This is a genomic window from Streptomyces sp. NPDC058964 (assembly GCF_042741275.1).
In the GTDB taxonomy this organism is placed as follows: domain Bacteria; phylum Actinomycetota; class Actinomycetes; order Streptomycetales; family Streptomycetaceae; genus Streptomyces.
In genome coordinates this window covers 1-16,532 of record NZ_JBHYKH010000172.1, presented here as the reverse complement: position 1 = coordinate 16,532, position 16,532 = coordinate 1, and the positions used below count along the sequence as shown (strand labels likewise).

The following is a 16,532-nucleotide window of genomic DNA, read 5'->3' as shown; positions in this document are numbered from 1 at the left end:
CAGCAAGGACGCGGTCGGGCAGGGCTCAGCACCCGGGCGCACGGCCCTGGGAGCGCACCGGGTTTTCCCCAACGCAGGAGCGACTTCCCGGTACTGCGGTGCTGCGCGCGGAACTCTCCTGGCACGCCGTCAGGGAGTCCGGCTTGCAGCCCCACCGCGCCGGACGGAGGAGGCGCAGTGCGCCTCCTCGGCATTGGCGGCGGGGGACGACGCCTCGTCGAGCAGGGCGAGTTCTTCCGTCTCCAAGGCCAGCCCGGCACAGGCCATCAACGCCGGCAGCTGCGCGGCCCGACGAGCGCTGGCCAGCGGCGCCACCACGTGCGGACGAGCGGACAGCCAGGACAGTGCCACCGTCGCCGCCTCGACCCCGCGCTCCCCGGCGATCCGGTCCAGTGCGGCGAGTACCCTCCGGCCCCGGGGAAGCGCGAGGTAGGCCCTGGCCGCGTCCGCCCGCGGCCCGTCGGGCGTCAGCCGGTCCGGGCGGTACTTGCCGCTCAGGAATCCGGAGGCCAGCCCGTAGTAGGGAACCACCGCCAAGGCGTGCCGGGCGATTTCCGGAGCGAGTCGCTGCTCGTACTCGGCGCGTTCCATCAGGTTGTAGTGCGGCTGCAGGGCGACGTACCGGGCGAGTCCTTCGCGCTCGCTGTAGGCGAGCGAGGCCGCCAGCCGCTCGGGGCCGATGTTGGACGCCGCCAAGTAGCGGACCTTGCCCGCACGCACCAGGGCGTCCAGGGACGTGACGATCTCCTCGACCGGCACCGACGGGTCGTCGCGGTGGGTGTAGAAGAGGTCGATGCGGTCGGTGCCGAGACGGCGCAGGGACGCCTCGACGCACTCCCGGATGGCCCTGGCCGACAGGCCACTGTCCCAGCCGGCCTTGGTGGCGAGGACCGTGCGGTCCCGGGCTCCGCGGGCGGCGAGCCATCGGCCGATGATGCGCTCGGACTCGCCGCCGGTGTTCCCTGGAGCCCAGGCCGAGTACACGTCCGCGGTGTCGAGGAAATTGCCTCCCGCCTCCGCGTAGGCGTCGAGCACCGCGAAGGACTGCTTCTCGTCGGCTGTCCAGCCGAAGACGTTGCCGCCGAGCGCGAACGGGTGGACCCAAAGGCCCGAACCACCGAGCGGAACGTGCGCGGCGGGGGCGGTGAGCGGACGGTCCGTCATGCCGTGACCTCCTCGATCACCCGCTGCGAGCGGGCGGGGATCACCGCAGGGGTGTCCATGTCGCGTTTTCCGGCGATGGGGGCCGGGTCGTCGGCCGCGCGCACGTGCTCCGCGTCCGTGACTGCCACTGCTCTGATCACCGATGTTCCTTCCACGTGTTGCAAGCCGTTCCAGCGGCCCGGTCGGGTCGGCACCTCGTCACGCCGGACACACGGCGCCGGTCCCGCCCCATCAGAGAGCCCCGCAGGCACGTGGCGGTGTGCTGCACACGCTCAGGTTCCGGTTGGAGTACTCACGCTGTCCGGTGACCTCCGCGCCGAACCAGTCCGGGGGTTCGAAGGCCATCGCCTGGGTGGTGCTGTCGAACTCCACCTCGACGGTGAGGAGGCCGCTGAGGCTGCCCTCGTAGGTGTCGACGTACGCGGTGAGGCGGTTCTCCAGCGGGATCTCGGTGCGGACCTTGGCCAACCGGGCGCCTTCGGTGGCCGGCCACAGGAGGGCGAACTGGTCTTCGGCCAGGGTGATCTCGAACTCGGCCCGCTCCAGACCGCTGCCGTGTTTGACAGTCAGCGTGGCGGCGCTGTCCGTCCTGCGGATCCGTACCTCGGAGTCGCCACCGCGGGTGAGGTAGCCCTGGCTGATGGCCGTTGAGGCGACACCGGCTGATTGGGGGAGGTGATCGACCAGGAACTTGCGTTCGATCTCGCTCGGCATCCGTTTTCCTCTCCTTGTCGTCGTGTGCTGGGGTTGCCCGGCTTCGACCCGAGCGGGCCGCCGTACGGGGGTCAGGCCGCCGACAGGTCCCGTTCCGGCGCTCGGTGGTCGGGTATCCGCGCGAAGGGTGTCCATCGCAGCCCGATCACCATGCCCATCAGGCCCACTCCGGCTGCGGCCACCGCGACCGCGGGGCTCGTGGCGGCCGCGATCAGCCCGCCGGCCAGTGATCCGATCGGACCGGCGCCGTGCGACAGCAGACGCGCGCTCGCCGTGACCCGGCCCAGCGTCTCCGGCTTGGCGATTCGCTGGCGGGTGCTCACGGAGTGCGTGTTGTAGATACCCAGGCCTGCGGAGAAGGTGAAAATGCCGATTGTCACGACCGCGACGCGCACCGCAGTGGCGTTCGCCTCGACCGCCCCCGCCACCGCGAGCATCCCCGCGCCGACGGCGGCAAGACCGCACAGCATCGCGTTGACCGCGCCCAGCTTCTCGCCGATCCTGCGCGATCGGGCCGCTCCGGCGATTCCGCCCACCGCTCCGACCCCGTAGGTGACGCCGATGACGAAGGAGTTGAAGTGCAGCGACTGAACGGCGTAGAGGATGAACACCGCGCTGTAGAACTGGAAGAAGACGTTCGCCAGACCTGCGGCGAGGCTGAGGGTGAGCAGGACGCGCTCGCGGAACAGGTAGCTGAAGCCCTCCTTCGCCATGCTCCACCAGCTGCCGCGCGGCTGGCCGGTCTGCGGCCCGGAACCGGGCAGCGAGGCGATGAGGCTCCCTGACAGCAGGAAGCTGAGGGAGTCCGCGATGACGGCGTAGGGCGCCGTCAGGGCTTGGATGAGCAGGCCTCCGAGACCGGGGCCGGCGATGTCGGACACGGAGTAGCTGGCATTTACCGCGGCGTTCGCCGGAACCAGTTCCTCCTTGATGACGATGCTCGGGAGGATCGAGTGGTGTGCGACGTCGGCCACCGATTTGAGGCAGCCCACCGCCAGGGCGATGGCGTACATCCAGCCGATGGTCAGGCCGTCCGCCGCCGCGAGTGCCGGGACGGCCAGCAGGAGCAGCCCGCGGCCCAGGTCGGTCAGGACGTTGACGGAACGGGAGGAGTACCTGTCCGCGACCACGCCAGCGAAGGGGGTGACCACGAGGACGGGAAGCCCTTGGAGCGCCGCCAGGATGCCGAGCTGGGTGGGGGAGGCGTGCAGCTCGCCGACCGCCACCAGCGGCACTGCCAGGATCGTCACCTGGGATCCCAGGCCCGACGCCGTGATCGCGGTCCAGAACCTGGCGAAGTCCCTGTTGCGGAACGCGCCGGTCCGGCCGGCCGGGCGCGTCATGATCCACCCGTCATGAGATCGAGCGCGACCAGGGTGTCGAAGTAGGAGGCGATCTCGTCGAGCGGCACGGTCCGTCCCTCGGCTCCGAGCAGTCGCTGCGTCTCCTCGACCGCGTCCTGCTTGGTGCGGGCGTGCGACACCCCCCACAGCAGGGCGCCTTCACGGCTCAGCTGGACCGCCTCGGCGGCGGACCGGGTGGCGAAGAAGCCGTCGGCGAGCGGGATGAGCGCGAGTTCCGGATTACGCCGCCAGGTGTCGGGCCCGGCGGTCGTCAGCGGCTCGTAGCGGTACCCGGTGGCGGCCATGATCGTCAGGTCCTGGGCGAGCCGGATGTTGCGCTCGACCGCTTGGGTGGGATCGCCTGCCGGGTCCAGGCCGGTGAGGAGGTGCTGCATGACCGGTCCGAAGCGGTCGCCGACCGTGCGGTCCCACTTCAGCCAGAGCCACTTGGTCTTGATGTAGAGGTCGTCCTCGTCGCACAGGAAGGCCTCGGCGGCGCGGTAGAGCATCTCCCTCGACTGGTAGTCCGCTCCGGGGAGGTCCTGGTTCTGCAGGGCCCCGACCACGTCCTCGCTGAGGTTCTGCACGTCCACGCAGTGTCGTGCGGTGAGGACCCTGGCGAAGACGTCGCGCCGGTCGCGGAACTGCGACTGGAGCGCCGTGAGGCTGCCGTCGGCGTCGATGACGACCTCGCCGAGCAGGAACCGGGCGAGCGTGTCGATGCGGGAGCGCGAGGAGATCTCCAGCTGTCCGGGGTCCTGTGAGGTTGCCTCGAAGGCGGCGTAGGAGTCGACCCATTCCCGGAGCCGGACGAAGTCGATGCGCTCGACGTCCACCCGGTCGCCTTCGAACTCCAACTGCTCGGTGCGCAGCGAGTCGCCGGGGGCGACCACCACGAAGATGTCGATGTCGGAACGAGGCGAACCCAGGCCCGCGACCGGTGCGCCGCTCAGGTAGACGTGCTGGTAGCCGTGATCCTCGGCGAGCCATCGGGCGGCCCTGCGGCCTCGGTCCACGATCTCCACCAGCGCCTTACGGGACGCTTCGGGAAGACGGGCTGGTACTTCTGTGCTCATGATTGCCGGGCCTCTCGCCTCAGGGCACTTCGGTGGTGACGGCACAGGGTGCCGGGAGAGCGCATCTCCCGGCACCCTGGATGGCTAGGAGGGCTTAGGCCTCGAAGCGCTTGATGGAGACGATCTGAGCGACCTGACCCATGGTGGAACACCCCCCTTCCTCATCTGTGGTGCGTCACCCTGCCGGTCGGCAGGGCGAGTCCGGTGTCCTCAGCGCAGGCCGAGGATCTGGTGTGCGGCGGGCGAGAACCGGGCGCGGGTCTCGGCGCTCAGCAGCAGGTTCTGGTCGAGCTCCGGCTTCTGGTCCGCGCGGCAGAAGAACGAGTTGATGCCGGCCCGTGGGACGTCGTCGTGGTTGTCCGCGCCCCGGTGCCACAGGTGTGAGTTGAAGAAGATGACGTCGCCGGGTTCTGCCAGCACCGACACCTCGCCCTCGTAGGGCTCGTACGGGTCGGCCATGACCTGCTTGGGCACGTTCGCGAAGCGGTGGGACCCGGGGACGACGCGGGTGGCACCGTTCCTCTCGGTGAAGGGGTCGAGGGCCCAGATGGCGTTGCACACGCGGTAGTCGCCCTGGGCGGCACCCTCATACCAGTCCACGTGGAGCTTCTGACGGTGCTGGCCCGGGAGTTGGGAGCGCATGTTCAGCATGCTGAGGACGAAGTCGTCGCCCAGGACGTGCCGCGCCGCGGCGAGGATCAGTGGGTGGGTGAGGAAGACGTCGTAGACGACGTCCTTGTCGAGGAGGTTGTGCAGCCGGTGGGCACCGTCGTCGCACAGGGTGTACTCGTGCCCGGCCATCCTTCCCTCGGCCTCACTGATCCGGGCCAAGGACGCCTTGGCCGCGGCGATCTGCTCGGCGCCGAGGACGCCGGGAAGGACCGTGTAGCCGTTCTCGTCGAGGTCACTGCGCTGCTGCGGCGTCAGGAGCTGGTCTGTCACACCGAGCTGTGCGAGGTGGTCCGCGATGCTTCGCTCAACTGTCGTCATTGCTCATTTCCGTCCTTCAGGGTGGTTTGCGGGCGATCCGAAAGGAAGGGCCATGGACGCCGCGTGCAACTCACGGAGCTCGACGTGCGGAGGGAGGGCAAGCAGCCAGGCGATCACGTCACCCACGTCGGCCGGGTCCAGTGCGCCTGGGCGCCCTCCCGGGGTACCGGAACGGAAGCCGGTGTCCACCGCGCCCACGGCCAGGTGAGTGCAGCGCAGCCCGTCTGAGCGATGCTCCTCGCGGGCGACCTCCAGAAGTCCTCGCAACCCCCACTTCGAGGCGCAGTAGGCCGCCCTGCCCGGAAGGCCCGTCAAGCCCGAGTCCGACCCGACCGCGATGAGCTGGGGCGAGCGGGCCGACAGGAGCAGGGGCAGGGTGTGGGTGAGCGTCAGGTGTGCTCCGCGGAGGTTGGTCGCCAACGTGTCGTCCCAGAGCTCGTCGGGGTAGCGGAGCAGGGGGTGCCACTCCCCCACGCCGGCGTTGACGACGACTGCCCGCAGGCCTTGGTGCTCGGCGCCGAGTCGGGTGACCGCCGCTCGCACTTGGGCTGCGTCCCGGACGTCTACGCGCTGGATGAGGGCGTCCCCGCCCGCTCGCTCGCAGACGGCTCGCGCCTCCTCCAGGGCCGTCTGATCGCGTGCCCACAGCACGAGGGGCACTCCTTCACCGGCTAGCCGCTCCGCGGTCGCCCGGCCGATGCCGCGGCTGGCTCCCGTGAGCAGGACCCGGTCAGTCATGGCGGACCGCCAGCCGTTGGAGCGCCAGGGGAACGGGGACGACCGCAAGGCCGTGGTCCCGGAAGACGCCGGCAGCCGCCGCGTCCGACAGCGACGTCGTGGCCAGGCTGCCCACCAGCGGATGCTGCGCGCACTCTTTGACCACGTCCGGAGAGGCGAACGTCCGCGCCACCAGGACGTGGACCGTGCTCGCCCCGCTGCGTCCCAGAGTGTCGAGCGCCGCGCGGACCGTCGCGCCCGTGGTGAACTCGTCGTCGTAGACGAGGACGGTCCTGCCCTTCAGCGCCGGACGCTCCACGTCCACGCGGCGGGCCCGGTCATCGTGCCCGTCCCGCCGCTTGAGGACGACATCCCCCGAGACGCCCAGCGACTGGGCCAGCGCCGCGCAGGACCCGGCCCGACCGCGATCGGGCGCGACGACCGCGTCCACCCCGGCGAGGGTTCGCGCCCATTCGGACACGTCGTCGAGGATCGACAGTTCGTGGACCGGTCGGCGGGAGAAGCCGACCGTCTCCGGGCTGTGCAGCTCGAATGCGGCGTAGCGTTCGATCCCCGGGACGGCGTCGAGGAGCCGGAAGAGCGCCGCCGCACCGAGCGAGGAGCCGTCCTCGACCCGACTGCTTCGTGAATAGGGCAGGTACGGGACGATCACGGTCGCCCTGATCCGCGGGTTGGCGCGCCAGAGGCAGTCCATCGCCACGGAGAGCGCGAGGACGTTTTCCCCGACGGACCCCGTACCGGACCATAGGACGTCGATAGAGTCGGGAACCGCCGTCCGGGGAGCGACATACATGAGGTTGCCGTTGGAGAACTGCACCCTGCGCAGCGGGAACGGGCGCCAGAGGCGGGTGGCGGTCATGGCGTCGGCCAGGTGTTCATGCTGGTCACCGACGGCGATGGACAGCAGGGGCCTGCTCATCGGACCACCTCCACCTGCGGCAGCCGGGAAGGATCGATGTCGAGCCTGGTCCAGAGCGCCGGCAGGAGGCCCGGCTCGTGGTCGGCCACGATCTGGAGGGCGAGGGCGAGGGCCTTGACGTGGCCGACGGCCGTGCCTCCAACGGAGGTGATGGCACCGTCCCGGACGAGCCCTTGGCGGGCGGTGCACAGCCCCGACGCCGCCAGCGCTGCCGCCTTGCCGGTGTGCGTGGCTACCGTCCTGCCTTCCAGGAGGCCTCTGGCGGCCGGCACGAACGCCCCGGAGCAGACGGTGTAGGTACGCCGGCCAGCGCGTACGTGCTCGTCCAACAGGCCCATGACGGGCGTGTCGGCGTAGGTCGCCCGAGCGCCCTCTCCACCCGGTACGACGACGATGTCGTACCCGGACCTGCGCGGTGGGGTGGGGGACGACAGCTGGGTCTCCTCGACGTCGAAGGCCTTCGCCGGGCATTTCTCCAGGACCCTGACGATGGGCACAACGTCCAGGGGTTCCACCGGAACGGGCTGTGCGAGGAGCACAGTCCAGCGGCTCATGGCATCCGCCTGAGCATGAACAGGGCCGAGTCGTCCGACGGCCAGGCAGAGACCTGGGCCGCGCTGAGACCGGCGCGCGCGGCAAGCCCGGTGAATTCGTCCGCGTCCGGGGTGAACTGGCGGTAGCACGTTCGCATGACGGTGTCGCCCCGGCAGATCTCGACAGACATGTGCTCGCTCGAGGCTCCGGGGTGCCACGTGCGGTGCTTGGCGACGGACCCGGCGGGGAAGGTGTGGTGCCACCGGGTCCGCCGGCTGCGGCGTTCCGGCGTGAAGATCTCGGCCGAGAGAACGCCGTCCGGGCGGAGCGCTGCGCCGATGCGCTTGAGGAGGCGCAGACCTTGCTCGCGGGTGGCGGCGAAGCCGAAGGAATTCCCCAGCATCAGCGACAGCGACTGGCCCGGGGGAAGGTCCACGGTGTGGACATCACCCGTGCGGGTCGTGATGTGCCCGCTCAGCCCGTGGGTCTCGGCCCTGTCGGCGAGGACCCCGAGGAGGGAGGGAAGCCGGTCCAACGCGGTCACGTGCCATCCGCGGCGCGCGAGTTCGATACTGTGCCGTCCCTGGCCGCACATGAGGTCCAATGCCCTGTCCCCTCCTTCCGCGTCTGCTGCTGCCAGGACGAGATCGATCTCGGCGCGTGTCGCCGACACGTCCACCGGCCGGTACTCGTCGTAGAGGTCGTCGAGAAGATCGAAGTAGGTTTCGGTCATGCACTCGCCGACACAGGTGAGTTCACCGAGTCCGGTCATCGCGCAACCCTCGGCGGTTCGGCCCGGCCCGCTGCGTTGAGCCGCGGCACGACGGCGTTCCACACCGTGTCCAGTACCTGGTCCGCCGGATCCTGCGTGCTCAGGACGAGTCCTCCGTTGTCGTCGGCGAGCCGGCGGAACGCATCCCGGTTCCGCTGGACGAACGACCTCTGCTGATCCCATCGCCGACTGTCCGCGCCGTCCCGGCTGACCACGCGGTCCAGGAGGACCTCGGTCGGCGCGTCCAGCACCACGAGCACGTCCGGTGCGATGATCCGCGAGTACAGCGCCCGCAGGTCGTCCTGGTCAATCTCACGGGTTGTCAGGTAGTGGGCGACGAGGGACAACAGGTACCGGTTGGACAGTACGCAACGTCCGGCGGACAGGGCCGGCTTGATCACGTTCTCCTGCTGGTCGATCCGATCGGCAAGGCCGAAGAGCGCCAGGGCGAGCGGGTGCAGGGCTCCGGTCGCCCCGACCATGTTCGCCTGCACGCGGCGGTCGCCGCGCCACCAGTCCGTGGGCTGCATGATGAGGTCGGTGGGTGCACCGTGCTCGGAGAGCCGCGCCAGGAGACCTGTCTCCAGCGTGGTCTTGCCCGAACCGTCGGGACCGCACATCACGATCAGCGTGCCCGGCTCGTCGTGCTGACTCAAGTTCAGACGCATGAGTGCTCCCCCTGTCCGTCCGATGTGGCCGCGGCCTTCCCTCCGAGCAGGTCCCGGGCCGCGGGATGGGCACGCCTGCTGAGTGCGCCGAGCAACGCCGCCCGCCCCGGTAGGGAGACGGCGCCACCGACGTTCTCCACCACCACGGCCGCGGCCGCGGCCGCCAGCCTGGCGGCATCCAGCAGTGACCCCCCTGCCCCGAGACCGACCGCAAGCGCGGCGGTGAACGTGTCGCCCGCCGCCGTGGTGTCGGTCTCCTTCGCGGGAACCGCCGGGACCGTCACGGTCCCCCCTCCGTCGGCGATCCAGCAGCCCGCGGCGCCCTTGGTCACCACCAGGGCGGCGAGTTGTTCCCGCAATTCGGCGACCCGGGCGGGGCCGCCGATGTCGCCGAACTCCGTCTCGTTGCACACGAGGACGACTCGCCGATCCGCCATGAGGATCAGGGGCAGCGCGTCGGCGATACCACCGCCGGGGTTGGCCACGACCAACCGGCCGGCTGCGGCGGCTATGGCCGAACGCAGGACACGGTGGGGCGGGTCGAACACGAGTAGCGGGCCCGCCCCTGGCGGAACCTCACCGATCGCGTCGTTGGCGCCACACTCAAGCATCATGTGGTGCATGCGGGGCCCGTTGACCACCACGGCCCGGCCGGTCGCCGCATGCGGTACCCGCTGGACGGCCGTCAGGTCCACGCCCTCCCGGGCAAGTGAGGCGACCGCGGCGTCTCCGTCGGCATCCGTACCGACCGCGCCGACCAGCCTAACCGCGCTGCCGAGCCGAGCCAGTGCTACTGCCGCGTTGGCGGCGTGTCCACCCAGCGACTGCGTCCAGCCGGTGATCCGGGAGGTACCATCGTGGCGAGGGTCCGCTGACGTCCTCAAGACGATGTCCGTGTTGATGCCGCCAGCGACGGTGAACCACGGAAGGCTGTTCACCGCTGCTCCTTCGGTGGTTCCGCCGCGACGACCGCCAGCGCGCTCACCTCGACCAAGTGCCCGGGAACCACCAGTCCGGCGACGATCACCACGGTGCTGGACGGCGGTGTGATCTGTGCGAACACCCGGTTGCGTACCTTGTTGAAGCCCTCGAAGTCCTCACGGTCGGTCAGGTAGACGGTGACCGACAGCAGGTCCGCCAGACCGGCGCCCGCTTCGGCCAGCACCTGCTGGAGATTGTCGAAGACCTGCTCCGTCTGACGCACGACGTCGCCCAGACCAACGGTCTCACCGGTGCTGTCGACAGCCACCTGGCCGGTGACGCTCACCAGCCGCGTGCTGGCGGTCTCCACCTCGACGCCGGGCACGTAACGGCCGATGGGCGCGCCGAACGCCTCGGGTATCAGAGCCCTCATCGGCCGGCCCTCTCCATCGGTCGTGCGGACCGGGCCTCCCAGCGTGCGAGGACGTCGGCCCCCCCGCCACTACTGAGGCTCTCCTCGGCCAGCACGAGCCCCGCCTCCAGGCTGCCGACGCGGTCCGCGACGAGCAGGGTCGCCGCGGCGTTCAGCAACACGATCTCGCGCTGGGGCCGTGTGGACGTGCCCGTCAGTACGGACCGGGTGATGGCCGCGTTGAAGGTAGCGTCGCCACCCGTCAGGTCCCCCAGGGTGGCCCGGGCCAGGCCCAGGCCGCGGGCATCGATCTCGAACTCCCGGACACTGCCGTCACGGACTTCGGCGACGTGCGTGACGGCAGTGGTCGACACTTCGTCCAGTCCGTCCTCGGCGTGAACCACCCATGCTCGGCGCGTCCCGGCTGCCGCCAGCGCATCCGCTACCACTGGCAGGTAGCGCCGGTCGTAGATCCCGGTGACGTGACGCTCGATGCGGGCGGGGTTGCACAGCGGGCCGAGCAAGTTGAAGACGAAGCGCAGGCCGATCTCTCGGCGCAGGCCGATCAGGTGCCGCATGCCGGTGTTGAACGCGGGGGCGTGCATGAACGAGACGCCGATCTCTTCGAGGCACGCCCGTACGTCGCCCGCCTCCGTGGACGGCCGCACACCGAGGGCCGTCAGGACATCGGTGCTGCCGGACTGGCTCGACACCGCGTTGGTCCCGTGCTTCGCGACGGGAACGCCTGCACCGGCCACCACGAACGCGGCCGTGGTGGAGATGTTGAACACACGCGCACTGGGCCCGTCACCACCCGTGCCGCACATGTCCACGGCCCGGTGGCGCAGTTCACCGAGGTCGACCTCCAGCGCCTCCGCACGCAGGACCCTCAGGAAGCCGCCGATCTCCGTCGCGCTCTCACCCTTCAATCGAAGCGCCACAGCGAAGGCACCGAACTGCGCGGGTGTGAAGTCTGCGTCGATCAGTGCGCGCATGGCTGCGGCTGCTTGCTCCTCGGCGAGGTCCTTCCCCTCCGACAGCACCAGCAGCGCGTCCTTGAGAGCTGCGCCGGTCGTCACGAGAGCCCCCCGAGCTGGTCCAGCTGCTTCACGAATGCGTCGCACTGACGGTCCAGCGCCGCCGGGGAAACGTCCAGGTCTCCGAGCGGCGGGGACTTCAAGAGGGAACCGGCTCCTTCAACGGGCCCCGCGTGGCCTGCACGGTGGGCGAGAGCCGCAATGCGCACCAGATCGACGATCACGCCGGCCGCGTTGCTCGAGTCCTGAACCGTCAGCTTCAGCTCAAGCGTCGCGGGAACGCCGCCCCATCCCTTGGCTTCCACGTGGATATAGCCGACCTTCTGGTCACCGAGGACGGGCAGGAAGCCTCCAGAAGGCACGACGGACACGGTCTCCGCCGACATCGCGCCCAGGGCGTTGTGCTTCGACTGCTTCTTGGTATCGCCACGCACCAGCAGGTTCTTGAAGTCGGCGTTGCCACCCAGGTTCACCTGGTAGCTCCGCTCGATCTGCAGGCCGCGCCCGGCGACCAGCTCAAGGAGCGTCCGGTGCACCACGGAGGACCCGATATGGCTCGCGAGGTCGTCACCAACGACCGGGACACCCGCCCTGGCGAACTTCTCAGCCATATCCGGATCCCGGGCGATGAAATCCGGAGTGCAGTTCACGAATGCAACACCGGCCCTGATCGCGCACTCGGCGTAGAACCTGACGGCATTCCGGGAACCGGTCGGCAGGGAGTAGAGGAGAACCTCGGCACCACTCGCCGATATGTCATCCGCGACATCGTCGATTGTTCGATCTGCAGCGATCGGATCCACCACGTCCGCAAGATGCGGAGGAACTCCGTCGAGCACCACGCCCGAAGAGACCCGGACTTCCCCGACGGTGATCTCCGAAACGATACGCGGGTAGTTGTTCGGGGCCGCAAACACGGCCTCCCGCAACGGAAGGCCCACCTTGCCTCGCGCGACATCGAAAGCCGCCACGAAGTCCAGGTCGGTCACATGCAGTCCGCCCAGATCAGCACGGGACACCCCCGGGAGCTCGGCATTCGGGTCTCTTCGGGCCATCTCCCGATAGAGCTGTACCCCCTGAACGAGAGCCGAGATGTTGTTGCCGACGCCAACAACTGCTATTCGAGCCGGCTTCACGGACCCTCCCCAAGCTCCAGCACGTTCGACGAGTCGCAGAATTTCTGACAGTGCATCAACTAGCCAGAATGACAGGCCGGTTGGCGACTCATGTCATGATCATGCCCAACACCAGGAGGGCGGTCAACACCGTCTTGATCACTGAGACGCGAAACCCCGCACCGGGGGCTGGAGTTGAGGTTAAACGTCATGTTCACATCGGCAGGGATGCGACACGCCGGGCGCAACCACACGGTCTTCGAAAGGAAGACAAGCGCCCCGGTCACCGTCACCCGACACCCCACCCCGGGCGGCCGCAGCCGCCCGGGCCCACAGCGCCGTACGACGCCGGCTCCGTCACGGCCGGCCGTCCGCCAGCATCAGGCGACGTAGTCGACCTGCCTCGGGCGGGGCCAGTCTCGAAGGCGACGCCTTCGTATCCAAGGTCACCGTCTGACTGCCTTACGGAGCGCCTCCGCTCAGGCGGAGGGGCCGACAGCGACCCAAGCGACCGAGCACCGCGCTCCTCCACTCAACTGGAGGGACACTCACATGTACTTAGGTGCCGCATCAGGCAACGTTGGCCCTGTCTTGCCGTATCGCATGGTTGCTGCGCAGGGCGGCATCGGGCTGTTGCCCGGACCATCGGAGAACACGCTGGGTATGACGAAGGTCAACCGTGAGGGCCGTGGCACAGGTACACGGTCAGAGCGATGGCACCGGCCAGGGGACCCAGCAGCGCGAACCGGGCGGAGCGGACGAGACGACGGATGCCAGGGGCGAAGTAGAGGGGTGTCACGACGGCTGCAATGAGGCCGACTTGGAACCTACGTGGTGCCCTGTCTCTGCACTTCAGCTAGTACGCCGACAAGCGCGAACTCAACGACGAGCACTATGTCGACGACCACGCCCTCGCCCGGATCCCCGCCGCCCTGCCCCTGCTCGGGCTCGCCCGCGACGAGCAGATGCTTCTCACCCGCGGCGACGGACAGCAGGTCACCGCCCGCGGCTTCGATGACCCGCAGGCCATGCGCATGATCCTGCTGCAGATCCTCACCGGGAGGCGGGCCAGCTAGATCCGCACCAGCCGCTTCGACTGCCTCTCTCCGGTCCCCGACCGGGCCGTCGACGCCGCTGAGGGCGAACAGATCGCCCGCTTCCACTACGCGCAGAGCAAGATCGATATCACGCCGGACAACATCCTCGTCGACGCCGAGGTCGTCGCGGTCATCGAGGAACAGCGGCAGTGGGTCCGTGACCGTTTACCCCGGCATCGTCCCGCGCCACCTGTTCCTGCAGCGGACCGGCAACCGGCACAGCGACAAGCCCTACCCGTCGGGGACCTACAACTGGATGCTCCGCGAGTTCAGCAAGAAGATCACCGACAGCAAGGGCAAGCCCGTCGGACTGAGCCACACCCACCGCTTCCGCCACACCAAGCTGACCCGGCTCGCCGAACTCGGACTGCCCGTCCACGTGCTTGATGCGCTACGCCGGGCATACCACCCCGTCGATGGCGATGCACTACGTCGCCGCCCGCCAAGAACACGCTGAGCAGGCGATCCTGGCCACCGCGAAACTGAGGGCGGACGGCACCCACGTCACCTTTTCCCACGACGACCACGACAGCCTCCACCTGTTCAACCGGGTCGACAGGTTCCTGCCCCACGGGTGGTGCCTGCTACCGCCGCTGCAGACCTGCGACAAGGGAAACGCCTGCCTGACCTGCTCGGTCTTCGTCACCGGCGCCTCTCACCGGACCGCACTTCAGCGGCAGTTGGCCGAGACCGAGGCCTTGATCAACCGCAGCACCACCGCATTCCAAGAGCGACACGGACGCCCGATACTCGAGGACAACGTCTGGCTCCTCCAGCGGCGGGCCGAGTACGCGGCCCTCACCAAGCTGCTGGACACCCTCCGATCCAAGCCCGGACGCGCCGTCCAGGGCGCCGGCTGCGGATTGACCAGCCTGCGGTGTCCGGCCTTTCTGTCGACGGCGATCTGGGTGGAGGCCTGAGTGTCGGCCATCAGGTAGGTGAGTTTGCCGCCTGCGGTGGTGTTGCCTTCGGTAGTGCGCATCGCGACGGTGGTGGCGCCGAGGGTGTAGTGGCGGGTGGCGCTGATGTTGGTGCCGTCGGTGGTGCGCAGTTCGGTGCCGCCGAGGGAGGCGACGGTTTCTTGGGAGGTGACGCGGACGAGGAGATTGCCGTCGGCGTCGTAGGTGTAGCGGGTGAGCTTGCTGCCCCGGGGTCGACGGTTTTGACGGTGGCGAGCTACCCGAGTTTGGTCCAGGTGTAGTCGGTGGTGGTGCCTTCGGCGCGCTGCTGGTACGCCTTGGTGGACCGTGGCGCTCTGCCTCGGCCTGACCCTGATCGTCACGTCACTGCAACTGGTGTTCCCTCAGGAGTCCCAGGCCCGGCTCGCCTGGTGGAAAGACCGCCGCGAGTACCTGCAAGCGCGGCGCGAATCCTGTCGCCGCAGGGATCCCTAGGGGACCGAGCCTCGACTCGGTCCTGCCTTCTGGGACGCCTTCCACACGAGAGACGGGAGGTCAGCTGAGCATCGCACGAAGGTCCATCGTCCACGGATGCTGTAGACCAAAGCGGCGCTCGAACACCGGAAGAGCCTTCTGGAGCAGGTCGCGACTCTCGTCGGCGTGGCCGATCCGCAGTAGGACGGCGGCCAGGGCCCGCATGGTCACGGCTGAGTCCGGGTGGCCGGCGCCGAGGGCCGCAGTCCTAGTGCCGAGCGCGGCGCGCAGATCGGCGGCGGCCCCCGTGTCGTCGCCGCGCGTGTGGCGCAACTCGCCGAGCAGATGCAGCGTACGGCCGTACTCCGCGTCCTGCGGCGTACTCAAAAGGTCGCGGGCGTGCTCGAACAGGTTCTGTGCCTCGTCCAGCCGGCCCTCCTGCTGCGCGACCAACCCGAGATTGCGTACGGTCACGGCGTAGTCGCGGCCCAGTTCGCCCTGGAGGTCGCGCCGGATCTCCAACGCCTCCCGCAGGCACCGGTCGCCCGCGCCGGGCTCGCCGCCGAGTGTGAGACTGACGCCGAGGTTGTTGAGCACCCGAGCTCGCAGAACGAGATTCGAGCGCGACGCTGCCTCGTCGCCGAGCAGGGCCAACGCCTTGCGGTAGTGCTCCGCGGCGGCCTCGTACTCGCCGAGCCGTTCGCCGATCATCCCCAGGTTGTTCAGCGTCGTCGCTTCCGCGCCGCCGCGACCAAGGGCCATGCCGTACAGCCGACGAGCCGCCACGTAGTCACCGGCCATCCATAACGCGAATCCCAGGTTGTTCAGTTCGGTCCCGGAGGCGGCGGCCAGCAGGTCCTCGTCTTGCACCGTATCGCCGGATGCACCGGAAATCTCCATGAGCCGGGCGGCGCCGGCCAGATCACCCTCCGCGAGGGCGTAGCAGCTGGCATGGACGGCGGCAGACAGCGTGCGCGGGTGCCGGGCGCCCAGCGCGGCCTGGTACAGCTCCAGCGCTCTCTCGTTGTGCCGCCGGGCCGCGGCGCGCTCGCCCCCCTGGTGCAGGACGTTGCCCAGCATCATGTGGCTCAACGCGGTGGCCGTGGGATCACATCGCCCACCCAGCGACTCGCGGATGTCGACCGCCCGCCGCGCCAGGTCCGTGGCGGTGGCGAGATCACCGCGTTCGACGGCGATTTGGGCGAGGTTCAAGATCGTGACGCTCGTCGGGTACGCGTCCGGGCCCAGTGCCCTCAGCCGGATGTCGAGGGCCTCGCGCAGATACGGCTCGGCGAGGTCCATGCGGCCGCTGCCTATCTGCAGCTGGCCGAGGTTGTCCAGCGTGGCCGCCAGGTTGGTGGCCTCCCGGCGCGGATCCCACAGGCGCCGGGCCCGTTCCAGATAGGGCTCCCCCAGAACCCGAGTGGGCCCACCGAGATAGGCGTAACCGAGGTCGTTCAGGTCCTTCGCGGTCTCCGGCGCGTCAACGCCGAAGATTTCCTCCCGGATGGACAAAGCCTGCTGGAGCCACCACACGGAGCCGTCGCGGTCGCTGCGGCGGCCCAGGTAGAGGCCGAGGACGTTGGCGAGCGCCGCGGCGGCGAGGTCCCGACGCGGCAGGGCCCGTTCGGTCAGCACGCGCAGGTGCGGTTCTAAGGC

The 16,532-nt window shown here is 69.3% G+C and carries 19 protein-coding genes; 2 read left to right on the top strand and 17 right to left on the bottom strand.

All coding sequences use genetic code 11. The annotated features are described in order from the left end of the window. Positions 1-129 precede the first annotated feature (129 nt). The 16 genes from ACFW2E_RS21790 to ACFW2E_RS21715 form a co-directional block, all read right to left on the bottom strand. A complete protein-coding gene (locus ACFW2E_RS21790) occupies positions 130-1,164 on the bottom strand; it encodes an aldo/keto reductase (RefSeq protein ID WP_384468725.1) in 1,035 nt (344 codons plus the stop codon). Beyond that, positions 1,161-1,304 carry a hypothetical protein gene (locus ACFW2E_RS21785; RefSeq protein ID WP_384468724.1) on the bottom strand — a complete coding sequence of 48 codons (144 nt, stop codon included), beginning with the start codon at positions 1,302-1,304 and terminating at the stop codon, positions 1,161-1,163. The genes ACFW2E_RS21790 and ACFW2E_RS21785 overlap by 4 nt, the downstream gene beginning before the upstream one ends. Before the next feature lie 91 nt (positions 1,305-1,395). Then, positions 1,396-1,878 (bottom strand): CYTH domain-containing protein, encoded by a 483-nt coding sequence (locus ACFW2E_RS21780; RefSeq protein WP_384468723.1) that lies wholly within the window; start codon positions 1,876-1,878, stop codon positions 1,396-1,398. A 71-nt stretch (positions 1,879-1,949) separates the two neighbouring features. After that, the gene (locus ACFW2E_RS21775) at positions 1,950-3,221 is read right to left on the bottom strand and encodes an MFS transporter (RefSeq protein WP_384468722.1); all 1,272 of its coding nucleotides are present in this window, start codon (positions 3,219-3,221) and stop codon (positions 1,950-1,952) included. Next, complete coding sequence (locus ACFW2E_RS21770; RefSeq protein ID WP_384468721.1) at positions 3,218-4,297, bottom strand: hypothetical protein; 1,080 nt, start codon at positions 4,295-4,297, stop codon at positions 3,218-3,220. Before ACFW2E_RS21770 ends, ACFW2E_RS21775 begins: the two co-directional genes overlap by 4 nt. Before the next feature lie 210 nt (positions 4,298-4,507). Then, a complete protein-coding gene (locus ACFW2E_RS21765; RefSeq protein WP_384468720.1) occupies positions 4,508-5,287 on the bottom strand; it encodes a phytanoyl-CoA dioxygenase family protein in 780 nt (259 codons plus the stop codon). Positions 5,288-5,290: 3 nt separating this feature from the next. Beyond that, entirely contained in the window at positions 5,291-6,025 is a 735-nt protein-coding gene (locus ACFW2E_RS21760) for an SDR family oxidoreductase (RefSeq protein ID WP_384468719.1), read from the bottom strand. After that, positions 6,018-6,944 (bottom strand): phosphoribosyltransferase family protein, encoded by a 927-nt coding sequence (locus tag ACFW2E_RS21755; protein WP_384468718.1) that lies wholly within the window; start codon positions 6,942-6,944, stop codon positions 6,018-6,020. Before ACFW2E_RS21755 ends, ACFW2E_RS21760 begins: the two co-directional genes overlap by 8 nt. Further along, positions 6,941-7,498: a DJ-1/PfpI family protein gene (locus ACFW2E_RS21750; protein WP_384468717.1), complete on the bottom strand. Its 558-nt coding sequence runs from the start codon at positions 7,496-7,498 to the stop codon at positions 6,941-6,943. The genes ACFW2E_RS21755 and ACFW2E_RS21750 overlap by 4 nt, the downstream gene beginning before the upstream one ends. Then, positions 7,495-8,250: a class I SAM-dependent methyltransferase gene (locus ACFW2E_RS21745; protein ID WP_384468716.1), complete on the bottom strand. Its 756-nt coding sequence runs from the start codon at positions 8,248-8,250 to the stop codon at positions 7,495-7,497. Before ACFW2E_RS21745 ends, ACFW2E_RS21750 begins: the two co-directional genes overlap by 4 nt. Beyond that, the gene (locus tag ACFW2E_RS21740; RefSeq protein ID WP_384468715.1) at positions 8,247-8,918 is read right to left on the bottom strand and encodes a dTMP kinase; all 672 of its coding nucleotides are present in this window, start codon (positions 8,916-8,918) and stop codon (positions 8,247-8,249) included. The genes ACFW2E_RS21745 and ACFW2E_RS21740 overlap by 4 nt, the downstream gene beginning before the upstream one ends. Then, complete coding sequence (locus ACFW2E_RS21735) at positions 8,909-9,856, bottom strand: carbohydrate kinase family protein (RefSeq protein WP_384468714.1); 948 nt, start codon at positions 9,854-9,856, stop codon at positions 8,909-8,911. The genes ACFW2E_RS21740 and ACFW2E_RS21735 overlap by 10 nt, the downstream gene beginning before the upstream one ends. Continuing rightward, complete coding sequence (locus ACFW2E_RS21730) at positions 9,853-10,272, bottom strand: RidA family protein (RefSeq protein WP_384468713.1); 420 nt, start codon at positions 10,270-10,272, stop codon at positions 9,853-9,855. The genes ACFW2E_RS21735 and ACFW2E_RS21730 overlap by 4 nt, the downstream gene beginning before the upstream one ends. Continuing rightward, the gene (gene trpD / locus ACFW2E_RS21725; RefSeq protein WP_384468712.1) at positions 10,269-11,330 is read right to left on the bottom strand and encodes an anthranilate phosphoribosyltransferase; all 1,062 of its coding nucleotides are present in this window, start codon (positions 11,328-11,330) and stop codon (positions 10,269-10,271) included. The genes ACFW2E_RS21730 and trpD overlap by 4 nt, the downstream gene beginning before the upstream one ends. After that, positions 11,327-12,424 (bottom strand): inositol-3-phosphate synthase, encoded by a 1,098-nt coding sequence (locus tag ACFW2E_RS21720; protein WP_384468711.1) that lies wholly within the window; start codon positions 12,422-12,424, stop codon positions 11,327-11,329. The genes trpD and ACFW2E_RS21720 overlap by 4 nt, the downstream gene beginning before the upstream one ends. Before the next feature lie 806 nt (positions 12,425-13,230). Further along, the gene (locus tag ACFW2E_RS21715; protein ID WP_384468710.1) at positions 13,231-13,566 is read right to left on the bottom strand and encodes a hypothetical protein; all 336 of its coding nucleotides are present in this window, start codon (positions 13,564-13,566) and stop codon (positions 13,231-13,233) included. Between the two features lie 91 nt (positions 13,567-13,657). On the opposite strand from ACFW2E_RS21715, the gene ACFW2E_RS21710 reads away from it, so the two are divergent. After that, on the top strand, positions 13,658-13,957 hold the full coding sequence (locus tag ACFW2E_RS21710) for a hypothetical protein (RefSeq protein WP_384468709.1): 300 nt from the start codon (positions 13,658-13,660) through the stop codon (positions 13,955-13,957). Continuing rightward, positions 13,917-14,420, top strand: coding sequence for a hypothetical protein (locus ACFW2E_RS21705; protein WP_384468708.1), 504 nt, complete (start codon positions 13,917-13,919; stop codon positions 14,418-14,420). The genes ACFW2E_RS21710 and ACFW2E_RS21705 overlap by 41 nt, the downstream gene beginning before the upstream one ends. A gap of 534 nt (positions 14,421-14,954) precedes the next feature. Here the strand turns inward: ACFW2E_RS21705 and ACFW2E_RS21700 are convergent. Next, positions 14,955-16,532 (bottom strand): tetratricopeptide repeat protein (locus ACFW2E_RS21700; protein ID WP_384468707.1); only part of this gene is annotated, 1,578 nt, incomplete at its 5' end.

Coding starts and splice junctions, on each gene's coding strand:
- ACFW2E_RS21790 (WP_384468725.1), bottom strand. CDS start 1,164: ATGACGGACCGTCCGCTCACCGCCCCCGCCGCGCACGTTCCGCTCGGT.
- ACFW2E_RS21780 (WP_384468723.1), bottom strand. CDS start 1,878: ATGCCGAGCGAGATCGAACGCAAGTTCCTGGTCGATCACCTCCCCCAA.
- ACFW2E_RS21775 (WP_384468722.1), bottom strand. CDS start 3,221: ATGACGCGCCCGGCCGGCCGGACCGGCGCGTTCCGCAACAGGGACTTC.
- ACFW2E_RS21770 (WP_384468721.1), bottom strand. CDS start 4,297: ATGAGCACAGAAGTACCAGCCCGTCTTCCCGAAGCGTCCCGTAAGGCG.
- ACFW2E_RS21765 (WP_384468720.1), bottom strand. CDS start 5,287: ATGACGACAGTTGAGCGAAGCATCGCGGACCACCTCGCACAGCTCGGT.
- ACFW2E_RS21760 (WP_384468719.1), bottom strand. CDS start 6,025: ATGACTGACCGGGTCCTGCTCACGGGAGCCAGCCGCGGCATCGGCCGG.
- ACFW2E_RS21755 (WP_384468718.1), bottom strand. CDS start 6,944: ATGAGCAGGCCCCTGCTGTCCATCGCCGTCGGTGACCAGCATGAACAC.
- ACFW2E_RS21750 (WP_384468717.1), bottom strand. CDS start 7,498: ATGAGCCGCTGGACTGTGCTCCTCGCACAGCCCGTTCCGGTGGAACCC.
- ACFW2E_RS21745 (WP_384468716.1), bottom strand. CDS start 8,250: ATGACCGGACTCGGTGAACTCACCTGTGTCGGCGAGTGCATGACCGAA.
- ACFW2E_RS21740 (WP_384468715.1), bottom strand. CDS start 8,918: ATGCGTCTGAACTTGAGTCAGCACGACGAGCCGGGCACGCTGATCGTG.
- ACFW2E_RS21730 (WP_384468713.1), bottom strand. CDS start 10,272: ATGAGGGCTCTGATACCCGAGGCGTTCGGCGCGCCCATCGGCCGTTAC.
- ACFW2E_RS21705 (WP_384468708.1), top strand. CDS start 13,917: ATGGCGATGCACTACGTCGCCGCCCGCCAAGAACACGCTGAGCAGGCG.